Raw genomic sequence first — 13,213 nt, forward strand, 5'->3', positions numbered from 1 at the left:
CTAGAACTCCCCTCTGCCCAACCGGTTCAATACAAGCTCAGCACCGGTCATAATATCCTTAATAATGTCGTTAGCAGGTTCAACTCTTTTAATCATACTGCAGATTTGGCCGGCCATTACGGAACCTTCCTGTATTTCTCCTTCCACCATAGCCATACGCAGTCGCCCTACACCCATCTGCTCCAGTTCTTCTACTGGAGCCCCCTGGCGTTCTCTTTCTTCAAATTGTTTAGCCAGTTTATTGCGTATGATCCGTACCGGATGACCCGTGGTTCGACCGGTTACAATAGTATCACGATCTTTAGCCTTAATGAGCAGTTCCTTAACGTTATCATGAATGGTACATTCGGTGGCACTCATAAACCGGGTACCCATCTGAATTCCCTGAGCACCTAAAGCCAGGGCTGCAATGAGACCCCTGCCATCAAAGAAACCACCGGCAGCAATAACCGGAATCTCTACTGCATCAACCACCTGGGGCACCAAAGGCATGGTGGATAATTCCCCAATGTGTCCACCGGATTCACCGCCTTCTGCAATAACGGCATCCACACCGGCTTTAGCCATCCGTTGGGCCAAAGCTACGGAGGGAATTACCGGGATGACCCGGGTACCCACTTCCTTTAACCTGGGAATAAACTTGCCCGGGTTACCGGCACCGGTGGTAACCACTGGAACCCTTTCTCGTATAATTAACTCCATATTCTGTTCAGCAAAGGGAGACATAAGCATAACGTTAACACCAAAGGGTTTCTTAGTGATGCTTTTGGCCTTTTTGATTTGCTCTTCCAACCATTCCGTAGGAGCATGTCCGGCACCGATCACACCCAGTCCCCCTGCTTCAGATACTGCCGCTGCCAGTTCGGCAGTGGAGACCCAAGCCATGCCACCTTGTAAAATGGGGTATTCAATTCCCAATAAATTACACAGGTTGGTTTTCAGTTTCATTATTCTCCCTCCCTTAAATTCCATTTTAGTACCACTCCGGCGGCAGTAAGACCTGCTCCGAAAGCTACCATCAAAACGCGATCTCCGTACTTCACACGTCCGGTTTTCACGGCTTCATCCAAAGCCAGAGGAATGGTAGCTGCTGAGGTATTACCATACCGATCCAGATTAACCAGCACTTTATCCATTGGCACGGATAGTTTTTTAGCTGCGTGTTCAATAATTCTTATATTGGCTTGATGCGGAATTAATAAATCGATATCAGATAATTGCATATTAGCTGCGCTTAATACATTAAGGGACGCCTCTTCCATTACTTTTACGGCATAGCGGAAAACCTCTTTACCGTTCATATGGACCGTGTGTAATTTTTGTTCCACGGTAATGGGATCTGCTGGCATTTTACTGCCCCCCGCAGGGATATACAAATGCCCCCAACCGGAACCCTCGGCACTTAGCTTGCTGGCCAGTATCCCTTCCCCAGGACCCACAGGACCGACCACCACAGCACCGGCTCCGTCTCCAAAAAGAACACAGGTATTCCGGTCTTCCCAATCAAGCACCTTGGAGAGAACCTCCGCCCCAATGACCAAGACACGTTTCATGGCTCCGGTAGCCACAAATTGAGAAGCAACAACCAACCCGTAGTTAAAACCACTGCAACCGGCTTCTAAATCAAAGGCCCCGGCATTATAGGCGCCTAATTCATCCTGCACCAAACAAGCCCCGGCTGGAATAAGCATATCTTTAGAACAACTGGCGAGCATAATCAAATCCAGTTCCTCGGGCTTCACCCCCGCATGTTCCAAAGCTCTGCGTCCGGCAATAGCTGCTAAATCTGAGGTTGATTGACTTGGGTCGGCAATTCTTCTTTCTTTGATACCAGATCGTGTACGAATCCACTCGTCACTGGTATCCACCATATTTTCTAACTCTTTATTGGTGAGTATCCGTTCAGGCACGTAACTACCTACCCCTAGAATGCCGGCCTGAATCAGGTGATTGGGCATCTAAGCTTCTACCCCCTTGACAACATCTTTCTCGATAGCTGATTTAATAGCTGGAACTAACCCCTGTTCTACGGTTTCCTTAGCCACACGTACCGCATTTTTAATAGCTCTGGCCCGGGAACTACCATGGCTGATGACGGACACCCCGTCTACACCCAGCAGCGGTGCTCCACCGTATTCGGCATAGTCCATACGCCTTTTAAATCCACCCATCAGATGCATAATACGTTCACGGCCAATAACATCTTCCATTCTTCCCAATTCTTGCTGAAACATCCCCAGAATCATCATGGCTAAGCCTTCAGCAGACTTCAGGATAACATTTCCTACAAAACCATCGCAAACAGCCACATCGCTGCTGCCCAGGAAGAGGTCTCTTCCCTCTACATTACCCACAAAATTCACGCTGCTGTCCTGCAAGAGTTTATAGGTTGCCAGCGTTACTTCATTACCTTTGCTTTCTTCCGAACCAATATTAACCAATCCTACTCTGGGAGAGGGCAGTCCTAATACCTTTTCTGCATATAAGGAACCCATGACAGCAAATTGTTTTAAATGCTGGGAACGGCAATCAACATTGGCACCGGCATCTAATAACACCAATACCCCTTTAGCTGTGGGAAGCAGCGTACTGATAGCCGGGCGATCTACTCCGGTAATACGGCCTAGAATAAATAAGGAAGAGGCCATTTGGGCACCCGTGCTACCGGCAGATACCACAGCGGCTGCAGCACCCTCTTTGACCAACTGTGTAGCCACCACGATCGATGAGTTTTTCTTTTTTCGGATGGCACTTACCGGATGCTCATCCATCCCCACTACTTCTGGAGCATGCACAATGGAGATATGTTCTCCTACCCCTTCGCCATCTAATTCCTTTAGAATTTTCTCTTCGTGACCAACCAAAATAATATGAACACCTAATTCATGGGCAGCATCCCGGGCACCGCGGACAATCTCCATCGGTGCATGATCTCCTCCCATGGCATCCAAAGCAATTCTTATCACTGCTTGCCTTCCTCCTCCAAAGCAAATACTGTAAAAACACCTTCAAATACAGTAGCTTCTTTTACCTTTGAGATAACGCGAACCATTGTTTTATTGCCCTTTTGACTGCTCACTGTAGCTCGGGCCAGTACAGTCTCACCGACTCTAACTGGTTGTTTAAACATAACATTGGCAGTCCCTGTTAAGGCAATTACCGCATCCACCAAGGCTACAGCCAGTGAATTAGCCTGAGCGAACAGATGATGTCCCCTTGCCACTAGATTTTTACGAAAGGCCATTTCTGGCTTAATGATCAGCCGGGAAAGCCCATGGTGAGCCACCTGGATCTCTAGCAATTCTCCCACCAATTCGTCACTTCCCAGCGAACGTAAGGTAGTGCCGGATTGCAGAGCTGATTTCATACGCTCTCGCAACTCAGGAATTTGCAATTCAGAGCGGTCCAGGCGAATGGTCTGAATACTTACGCCAAATATCTCTGCTAATTCCCCATCCTTTAACAGAGGGTTATTAGCGAGGTAATTGACCAATTCCCGTTGTCTTTGAGTTTTTCCTTTACCACCCTTAACCATCATGAATCACCATAACCCAATTAGTACCTGGTACTAATTATACCCAGATAACTCTTGTAATGCAAACTATTTCATAATTATTTACCATAAAAAGTAAAAACCCTTCTTCAATTTTTGAAGAAGGGTTATTTTTCACTTTCATAATAAATTATAAAACTTCTATTGATGAAAGTATAAGAAAAACTAAGGCTTGCGCCAAGTTTTTCTAAAATCATTTACTTATTTAGCCGCAACAACTTCACGGTTTTTGTAGTAACCACACTCAGGGCACAGATGATGTGGTTGAATTAAAACATGGCACTGTGGGCAGGTTACCAGGCTGGGGGCTTCTAACTTCATATTCATAGCCCGGCGCTGTCTTCCCCGGTGCTTAGCAAGTTTCCTTTTCGGTACACCCATTTTCTTACACCCCCTTCAAAAAGTCAAAACTTTATTGTTGTAATTTTTTAAGTACTGCCAATCTGGGATCAATCGTTTCATTTTGGCAATTACATTGGGTTTTGTTTAGATTAGACCCACATTGCTGACAAAGTCCTTGGCACTCTGGGCTACAGATAAGTCGCATGGGGAGTTCAATAATCAGCGACTTACTAACCTCAGGCTCAATATTGATAACATCACCCAAAAATCCGATCGCCTCGGAAGCTAGGTCGGCCTGAACGATCTCTTCGTTCCTAGCATAAATCTCTTCCAGCGAACCTTCTACCTCTAATGCAAAGGATTCCAAGCAGTTGTTACATGAGGTCAAAATCGTAGCCTTCGTAACACCTTTAACCTGAAAGTAATTGTCTCTAGAGACTACCTCTCCAGTGGCTGCCACAGGACCAACAAACCTAAAATGCTGCCCGCTTACTTCAATATCATCCATCGCACTGCTGAAATCAAAGGTAAGTTTTTCGCCGGGTGCATTCCTTAATTTAAGAATGTTTATTTGCACTTGTTAGGGTCACCTCAATATTTAACAAAATTCATTATATAAAGCCACTCATTATTTGTCAAGGAAAATTACTGTATAAGGGGAATTCACCTCTACTTTGGTCTAAAGTTAAACATTTCCATTTATATATTATACTGTTAGGTGTTTTTTGATCTTATTTTTGAGGTGATGTTTTTGCTAACCAAAAAGCAGAAAAAAATAAACTTTCCCGATATCCAACAGAATTTGTCCTCTCTTTTATGGATTTCTTTGGCAATTTGTTTCGTAGTAGGTATGGTCATTCAACCCAAAATTGTTTATGAAGGCTCCCTAAGTGGCTTAAAGGCCTGGTGGAATATTGTATTCCCTTCCCTGCTGCCCTTCTTCATTGCTTCGGAAATTTTAATGAAGCTGGGGCTGGTGCGTTTTATGGGTGTGTTGTTAGAACCGGTAATGCGGCCTTTATTTAATGTACCAGGAACCGGCGCCTTTGTCATGGTGATTGGTTTTACCAGCGGTTTTCCCATTGGCAGTATGGTTACCGCCAAATTAAGGCAGCAAAAGCTGTGTACCCGTTTGGAAGCCGAACGTTTGATGAGCTTCACCAATAATTCCAGCCCTTTATTCATGCTCACAGCTGTAGCCGTAGGAATGTTTGGCCGCCCGGATTTGGGGGTTGTTATCGCTGGTTCTCACTACCTGGCAAATCTTTTATTAGGTCTTGTTTTGCGTTTTTATGGTAGACAGGACTCTGAACGTACCATCCATAACTCCCAAGTCCCCTGGTCCTTTCGGCAGGCGTTACGGATTCTACTGCATAATGCCAAAGAAAGTCCCCCCCTTGGTCAGCTATTGGGTGAAGCGGTTGCCTCCTCTGTCTCTAAACTTTTGAATATTGGGGGCTTTATTATTCTATTTGCTGTTATTATTAGACTGTTAAAAGAAATAGGCGTCATCCATCTTATTTCAACTTTTCTATCTACTATCCTGCTTCCCCTGGGATTTTCCCCTGACGTAGTAACAGCCATCTCCAGTGGATTCTTTGAAATGACCATTGGCACTAAACTTGCTTCAGAAGCGAATGCTCCGGAATTGCAAAGATTAATGGCGGTAGGCATAATTCTTGGCTGGAGCGGGCTATCGATCCATGCCCAAGTGGCCAGCATGATTGCCCAAACGGATATCCGTATGCGCCTATTTATGATTACCCGCGTTGCCCACGCTGTGCTGGCAGGATTTTTTACTTGGCTTTTTTACAAACCAATAGCGTCTTCCCTAACTTTGCCAGTGATGACGCCAGTGACAAAAATGCTAGGTTACTCTCCTCTCTCTATCATAACAGGGTCCCTGTGTTTGATGGGTGCTTCCTTTCTGCTGCTTATTTTTGTGGGCCTAACGATTCAACTATGCTTAAGAATCCACAAAATATTTTCACATTTATAGGACTAAAAAAAGGTATTAGTGATGAGTCTGTGGAAAAACTAGCATCATATTATAAATAGAGGATATACCACTTGTAAAAAAAACAATCAGTTGTGTTATTTAATGCAGGGAAGGTGAGGTCAATGGCGGACTTAACACCCTTATTTCACCCAAACTCCGTAGCCATTGTGGGGGCTTCCAACAAGCCCGACAAAATTGGCAATGTTATTGTAAGAAATGTGATTGATTGCGGGTTTTCCGGTAAGATCTATCCCATTAACCCCAAAGAACCAAAAATTGCAGGGCTACCCTGTTATCCCTCTCTGGTTGAGGTCCCGGACAAGATTGATTTGGCTATTATTACAGTTCCCGCTAAAGCCTGTCTTGATGTTATGGAAGATTGCGGTAAAACAAACATTAAACATGTCATTGTTATTACCGCGGGTTTTAAAGAAGTTGGCCCCGAAGGACTGGAATTGGAAAAGAAATTGCTTTTCATCTGCAAAAAATATGGCATTCGTATGGTGGGGCCTAATTGTGTGGGCATTATGGATACCCATACCCCATTAAACGCAACCTTTGCCGTAGGTTTTCCCTTACAGGGAGACATTGCCTTTATTTCTCAGAGTGGTGCTATGCTGGTTTCTATTATGGACTGGTCCAAAACCATTGGCCTTGGCTTTAGCCGGGTTTTTAGCTTAGGGAATAAAGCAGATCTTAACGAAGCAGACTTTATCAATGCCATAGCTGACGATCCGTTATCGAAGGTTATCTTATGTTATATAGAAGATGTACACAATGGTAAGCATTTCTTGGAAGTGGTAAGCAAGGCGGCTAGAAAAAAGCCGGTTATCATTTTAAAATCCGGCACCAGCCAGGCAGGTGCCCAGGCTGCCTCTTCCCATACCGGTGCTTTGGCCGGCAGTGATCTGGCCTATGAAACGGCCTTTACACAAGCTGGCATTGTACGTGCCCGCACTATGACAGAGTTATTTGATTTGGCTACCTGCTTTTCCTATCAACCTCTCCCCAAGGGTGACCGGGTAGCCATTGTCACCAATGCCGGTGGTCCAGGTATTGTCGCCTCCGATACCATCGAAAATACTGGCTTATCAATGGCCCGGTTTGAAAAAGAAACGTTGGATGCTTTACGAGCCTACCTGCCTACCGAAGCCAATATTTATAACCCTGTGGATGTGATAGGAGATGCCAAAGCAGATCGCTATTCTTTTGCTTTAGAGGCGGTTTTAAAAGACCCCTATGTGGATAGTGTGGTGGTTATGGTATGCCCCACTGCAGTAACAGATCCGGAGGCCATCGCTGAGGAAGTGATTCGGCTACACCAAAAATATCCTGAAAAACCTATACTGACATCCTATATCGGTGGCGTCTCACTGGCCAAGGGTGCCCAAAGACTCTCCCAAGCTAAAATTCCTGTGTTTACCTTCCCCGAACCGGCTATTCAGGCTATAGCAGGCATGGTCAATTATACGCGACGCATAGACAGTGGTGCGGAAGGAGAAGCTATCCGTTTTGATGATGTGGATCGGAATAAAGTAAAAGCCATTTTTTATGATGTCATCAGAGACCGCCGCAGTGTTCTCTTGGGCAGTGAAGCGGCAGCAGTGGCTGAGGCCTATAAAATTTCCGCTGCACCGGTGAGGTTGGCTACTTCACCTGATGAGGCAGTAAATCTCTCTCTGGAAATGGGTTATCCAGTGGTACTTAAAGTAGCCTCCCCGAAGATTATGCATAAAACCGATGTGGGCGGGGTAAAAATTGGCCTTAATAACGAGCAAGAAGTACGGGATGCCTTTATTGAAATTATGGAAAACGTGCAGCGTTATCTGCCCAATGTTATTCCCTATGGTATCGAGATTAGTAAAATGATGCCCAAGGGAACAGAACTCATTGTGGGAATGACCCGGGATATGCAGTTTGGGCCTCTTATTGCCTTTGGTCTTGGGGGCATTTATGTCAATTTGCTAAAAGATGTTTCCTTCCGGTTGGCCCGAGGCATAACCCACGGGGAAATTGCCGCCATGATTGCCGAAACCAAGGCTGCTACCCTGCTACGAGGTTACCGAGGCGATAAACCGGCAGATATGTTAAGTATTATCGACATGGTAGCACGAGCTGCCCAGCTTATTTTAGATTTTGAAGAAATTAGTGAAATGGACATTAATCCAGTCTTTGCCTACCCGGATGGCTACTCGGCTTTAGATATTAAAATTACTATAGAAATCTAAAACCCCCAATTATTGAAATTAAAACGCGAGGTGGTACCAGTGAAAAACCTGTACATTATGGGTTCCGCAGGCAGTGGTAAAACAGCCATGGCAGTAGGACTGGCACTCAAGTTTAAACAGGAAGGCCTTAAGGTAGCCTACTTTAAGCCAGTGAGCCAAGGTTATGAAGATGCTACTTTAATGAAAGAATTATTAAACATGTCCGCCCCTTTAGAAGTTATTTCACCCACTACTGCCAGCCCCTTTTATTTATCCAGAGGTAACCGCTCTGCGGAAATCTTGGCAACCATAAAAAACGCCTACGAGGAAGTCTCTAGGGGTGTTGATATCGTTATTATCGATAGTGCTATCTTTCCGCACATTATGGGCACCCTTGGATTAGATGCCCCTTCCCTGGCCTTGGAATTGAAAGCTCAAGCACTGTATCTGATTAATATTAAAAACGATTACAGTCTGGATCAATCCATCTTCTTTAACCAGTACATCCAAAATAAAGGTGTGCCTCTACTGGGTAATATTTTTACTCACGTACCCCGGCCCATTCAAGCCAAAATTGAGGGTGTTTACAAACCTTTATTGGATGAAATGGGATTTCGTACCCTGGGGATTATACCTAGAGTAAGGGAACTATCAAACCCTTCGGTGGCTCAGGTATATGAACTATTGGGTGGTGAACTGCTAACCGGGGAAGCAAACCTGGATTTACTGGTAGAGGATATTATGGTCGGTGCCATGACCATTGAAAGTGCCCTTGGCCATATGCGCCGTGCCAATAATAAGATGTTTATCACCGGTGGTGATCGGGCCGATATGGCTTTGGCTGCTTTAGAAACCAGCACTTCCTGTATAATCCTTACTGGTGGACTGTACCCCGATGTGAAGGTAATTAGCCGGGCAGTAGAGAAGGGCGTACCGGTAATACTGGTGCACTTCGATACCTATCATGCCATCGAACGCCTTAGTGAGCTCTCCGGTCGTATTACCGCCAGCCATAAAGAAAGTATTCAAAAGGCCCTTGAGAACGTAGAACGCTACTGCGATTGGCAGAGCATTATAAGCAGCTTAGCTTAAAGAGCGGCTTTTACTTGAGGTCCTGTGGGATTTTTAGGATAAAACTAGTAAAAGAGGCTGTTATTCTCCGAACATTCAGTTCGGAAAATAACAGCCTCTTGATCGTATAAGGTAAATTAAGGGGAGAGGTGTGTTTATGTACTTATTCTATTGCAAGGCCAGCAAAGAAGCCTGAACGAACGGCAGTACCTACATTGCCGACAGTTTCGCAGTCGCCCACGGGACGTGTCTTAATGTGATATTTGCTGCTAATATCTTCAAATAATTTATTGTTTCGTTTTACGCCGAAAGCGGTGATGATGGTATCGGCCTCTATAAATACTTCTGAGCCGTCTGTCTTTTGTGCCTTTACCCCTCTTGTATCAAAGGCTAGGACTTTGTGACCAGGAAGCAGCCTTACTCCGTATTTCTCTAGCATTGGCATAAGCGCCGCGGCATTGATGAACATTACATCCGGCCCAACACTTTGCCGCATCTCAATGATTGTCACTTTTTTGCCTTCCATCGCCAGTTCCAAGGCACTATCGCAACCGGAAAGACCGCCACCAGCGATAACGATGTTTTCTCCCTTAACCAGCTCTTTATTGAGGTGGGCCTCGATTATCCCAATAACATTAGAGCCATCTATGCCAGATATCGGTGGATTTGTGGGTACTGCACCCACCGCTACGATTATTCGGTCAGCCTTTTCAAGAATAGGATCATCATCCTTCTTAATCTCCGTATTTAGCTCAATTTTTACCCGAAGTTTCGCCAGCTGGACTTCATACCATTTTATAAGATCTCTGAGTGGCCTTTTAAAGGAAGGCGTAGCAGCACTGGTAAGCTGCCCCCCTAAGATTCCATGTTTTTCAAAGAGTGTAACTTGATGCCCCTTTAGAGCTGCTACCCTGGCAGCTTCCAGCCCCGCCGGTCCACCCCCTATAACCACCACATTTTTAGGGGATTTCGTCTCTTCAATTATAAAACGCTTTTCAAAGCATGCCCGGGGATTTACAGAACAACTAATTTTAGTCAAGCGATCGACTATTCTACCTATACAGTCTTGGTTGCAGCGAATGCATGGACGTACATCCTGGCGTCTGTTCTCCAAAAGTTTATTTGGCGTATGTGGGTCTGCAATAAGCTGACGACCGAACATGGCAAAGTCGGCATCTCCGGATTCTATCAGTTTTACCGCCGTCTCAGGTGTATGGTTGCCGGAATTTAGTAGCGGCACTGATACAGCCTTTCTAGCTGCTTTACATACATATGCCATGCAGGCATCTCCAAGATAAGTGGGGGGGAATATATAATCTATGCTCTCATAGGAACCGGCATCAATATCTAAGGCATCAACCCCGGCATCTTCCAATATCTTCAGCATCTTTTCACTTTCTTCAAGGGTCCTACCGCCATTAAAGCGATGATCGCAGGATATTCTAAATAGTATGGGCATATCCTTTCCCACGGCACTTCGAATAGATTGCACGATTTCCACCGCAAAGCGCATACGATTTTCAAGGGAACCACCGTATTCATCTTCCCTCTTGTTCCAGATGGGGGATATAAACTGATCGATGAGATACCCCGCGTGACCGTGAATTTCTATGGCATCAAAGCCTGCCATCTGTACCTTCTTGGCTGCAGCTGCGAATTGATCCATGATAGCTTTAATCTCTTCCACTGTCAGGGGATGGCATAATACATCGGGGTTGAATTGTGACGGTATAGCAGATGCCGATACAGGTGGGTCGCCAAACATATTGGGAAAAGCGTTTCTCCCTGTGCCACAGCTAATCTGTGCGCATATTTTTGTGCCGTAACGTTGAACAGCTTCACATAATTCTGTCAACGTAGGAATTACATAGTTATCTTCCAACACTCCCTCCAGTGAACCTTGGGCCAAGTCTTTGGTGAGAAACATGCAACCTGTTATGATCATGCCGACACCGCCTTTAGCCCTCTCTTCAAAGTAATCTATTTCGTCTACTGAAATTCTACCGTCTATATTGGCAGAATTAGTACCCATTGGCGACATAACAATGCGGTTTTTTACCTCCATTGACCCTATTTTGAAGGGAGTAAATAATTTTTCGAAACGATTGTACATTTATTTGGCCTCCATTGTGATATTTACATAGCTAATCAGTTTTACCACTCAGTATTTTTCAAAAATAGTAAATATATAGTATTATGTAATCGGACTACCTCATTTATTCGTAGATTCGCGCTTCCCCAGCGTGGCAGTTGCCTCAAAATATAGGAAAGAAGGAACTTAGTCAAAAGTTAGTTAGGGGCTCACAGTTTTTTGGTTAAATAAAACGGGGACTGTTGAGAAAGTTAATGTTAGTAGACAGTTAAATATTTATAGCCCTAAACCATGAAAATGAACTGCCCCCTGTCAAGTCAATGTCATTAAGTTAAGAACTCACAGTGCCTCTGTAAAGCTAAAACCCGTGCTTGCAGAGGCACTGATTTATTATTTTAGCAATTACTGAATGTTTTAAGGCAACACAAAAACAGGTGCCCGTAAGCATCTGAAAAAGATTATATGAAATTGGTTCAGATAATTCTATAGTTAAGACTCATAGCAGAAAGATGCTTTTGATATCTTGGAAAATTTCGGCCAGTACGCACGGGTGAAGTACATCGCAAGAGCATTTGCAGCAGAACCGCTTCGCTGGTCATATTATACAAAAACTGCTTACACCACAAAAACGCAGCAGAAAAGTTTATCCGAACTTTATTATCCTTAAGATCACGAAAACGCATCAAAAGTGACGAAAAATTATATAAAATAAGCTTAGAAAACACTTCTTGAATGACAAATTGTATTTTCTTGCTGTGGATGCTGGCCAATCCGATTGTGTATTTTAACTCTCGAAATGATGTTTCTATTCCCCAACGCATTTTGTAGAGGTGTTTAATCTTTTCGGCTGGGAAATTAGCAGCTGGCAAATTTGTATATATGGTTTCATATAAACCTGATGAAATCATAAATCGCACTACACGGAAATTCAAATCATACATTTTATTTGACTTAGGCTCTATGTAGTCAAATGTTGCTTTAGGTGGAAGCCAACGGTATTTGCAAGGGTCCTGCTCAAATAATTTTCGTGTCTCTTTCGTTTGCCTACGGGTTAAGGTTATGCTCACAGGCATATCAAACTCCTTGGAATCCGGAAGTGCTATCTTTGTGATAATTCCATAGGATTCTTTGGCTCTTAATACAAAATGCCATCCCTTTTCTTTAATATGAGCCATAGTATTAAACGATTCATATCCCCGATCCGCTACAATAATAGTTTTGTCGCTTATCTCCAAACGATCTACCATTATGGCTAATGCTCGATGTTCACTCATATTTCTTTTCATTTGCAAGGATGCGTCGCTATAGACATGGCTGAGCAAGTCATATACAGCATCCAAGTGTGCAAGATTATACCCTTTTTTATCCGTTTCATTCGTTTTGATGTATGTTTCGGGATCATTTGCATTGGCTGGTAATCTTAGATCAGAACCATCAATAGCAAGGACACGGTATCCACTGTAGTATGAATTCATAGTGCATTCTTTAGCAAAGCTATGGAATATCGATTCAAATGCAGCAGGCAATAACTTGTTTCTCTGTTGAACAAATGCTGAAACAGTTGCTGTATCGGATGCATAATGGAACCAATCATACATTTCTTTGCGCAGTGTATTTCCTCCCATAGAAATCAAGAGCTGGATCATTGTATCCATGCTAAGTTTCCGATTCCTGGTAAAGTCTTTTCCAGGCCTAAGGACAAATTCATCTTTCGATTCAGTTACATGAGAGATTGCAAGCTTTAATTTTTGCTTTATTTCCTCTGGTGACCATTTTTTGTTCATTTGGAGGCCTCCTTTGAAAATGCTTTCAAGGCAAAGCCTCCGATTTTTGATAATTTGTCAAGCCTTTTTCTTTATTTTTTTACTGTCTGGTCACAAAAATAGTCCCAGTCTAATAGCAGAGCTTGCTTTGGACTGGGACTATTCTTTCTTAACTTAATGACATTG

The 13,213-nt window shown here is 44.0% G+C and carries 11 protein-coding genes; 3 read left to right on the forward strand and 8 right to left on the reverse strand.

Going from position 1 to position 13,213, the window contains the following annotated elements:
* The 6 genes from fabK to BUA78_RS16775 form a co-directional block, all read right to left on the reverse strand.
* Entirely contained in the window at positions 1 to 948 is a 948-nt protein-coding gene (gene fabK, locus BUA78_RS16750; protein WP_072916859.1) for an enoyl-[acyl-carrier-protein] reductase FabK, read from the reverse strand.
* Positions 948 to 1,958 (reverse strand): beta-ketoacyl-ACP synthase III, encoded by a 1,011-nt coding sequence (locus BUA78_RS16755; RefSeq protein WP_072916861.1) that lies wholly within the window; start codon positions 1,956 to 1,958, stop codon positions 948 to 950. Before BUA78_RS16755 ends, fabK begins: the two co-directional genes overlap by 1 nt.
* Positions 1,959 to 2,963, reverse strand: coding sequence for a phosphate acyltransferase PlsX (plsX, locus tag BUA78_RS16760; RefSeq protein ID WP_072916889.1), 1,005 nt, complete (start codon positions 2,961 to 2,963; stop codon positions 1,959 to 1,961).
* On the reverse strand, positions 2,963 to 3,535 hold the full coding sequence (gene fapR, locus BUA78_RS16765) for a transcription factor FapR (RefSeq protein ID WP_072916864.1): 573 nt from the start codon (positions 3,533 to 3,535) through the stop codon (positions 2,963 to 2,965). The genes plsX and fapR overlap by 1 nt, the downstream gene beginning before the upstream one ends.
* A 219-nt stretch (positions 3,536 to 3,754) precedes the next feature.
* On the reverse strand, positions 3,755 to 3,934 hold the full coding sequence (rpmF, locus tag BUA78_RS16770) for a 50S ribosomal protein L32 (protein WP_072916866.1): 180 nt from the start codon (positions 3,932 to 3,934) through the stop codon (positions 3,755 to 3,757).
* Between the two features lie 31 nt (positions 3,935 to 3,965).
* Positions 3,966 to 4,472: a YceD family protein gene (locus BUA78_RS16775; RefSeq protein WP_072916869.1), complete on the reverse strand. Its 507-nt coding sequence runs from the start codon at positions 4,470 to 4,472 to the stop codon at positions 3,966 to 3,968.
* A gap of 168 nt (positions 4,473 to 4,640) precedes the next feature.
* Between BUA78_RS16775 and ylbJ the strand changes: the two genes are divergently transcribed.
* The 3 genes from ylbJ to BUA78_RS16790 all read left to right on the forward strand — a co-directional run bounded on the left by ylbJ (position 4,641) and on the right by BUA78_RS16790 (position 9,193).
* Positions 4,641 to 5,894 carry a sporulation integral membrane protein YlbJ gene (ylbJ, locus tag BUA78_RS16780; RefSeq protein ID WP_175549057.1) on the forward strand — a complete coding sequence of 418 codons (1,254 nt, stop codon included), beginning with the start codon at positions 4,641 to 4,643 and terminating at the stop codon, positions 5,892 to 5,894.
* 122 nt (positions 5,895 to 6,016) lie between these two features.
* Positions 6,017 to 8,122, forward strand: a complete 2,106-nt coding sequence (acs, locus tag BUA78_RS16785; RefSeq protein ID WP_072916873.1) for an acetate--CoA ligase alpha subunit — start codon at positions 6,017 to 6,019, stop codon at positions 8,120 to 8,122.
* Positions 8,123 to 8,161: 39 nt separating this feature from the next.
* Positions 8,162 to 9,193, forward strand: coding sequence for a phosphotransacetylase family protein (locus tag BUA78_RS16790; RefSeq protein WP_072916875.1), 1,032 nt, complete (start codon positions 8,162 to 8,164; stop codon positions 9,191 to 9,193).
* 142 nt (positions 9,194 to 9,335) lie between these two features.
* Here BUA78_RS16790 and BUA78_RS16795 read toward each other — a convergent pair whose 3' ends face one another.
* On the reverse strand, positions 9,336 to 11,285 hold the full coding sequence (locus BUA78_RS16795) for an NAD(P)/FAD-dependent oxidoreductase (RefSeq protein WP_072916877.1): 1,950 nt from the start codon (positions 11,283 to 11,285) through the stop codon (positions 9,336 to 9,338).
* Between the two features lie 452 nt (positions 11,286 to 11,737).
* Positions 11,738 to 13,048, reverse strand: coding sequence for an IS4 family transposase (locus BUA78_RS16800; RefSeq protein ID WP_072911264.1), 1,311 nt, complete (start codon positions 13,046 to 13,048; stop codon positions 11,738 to 11,740).
* Between the last annotated feature and the right edge of the window lie 165 nt (positions 13,049 to 13,213).

Source organism: Desulforamulus aeronauticus DSM 10349 (assembly GCF_900142375.1).
GTDB classification, from domain to species: domain Bacteria; phylum Bacillota; class Desulfotomaculia; order Desulfotomaculales; family Desulfotomaculaceae; genus Desulfotomaculum; species Desulfotomaculum aeronauticum.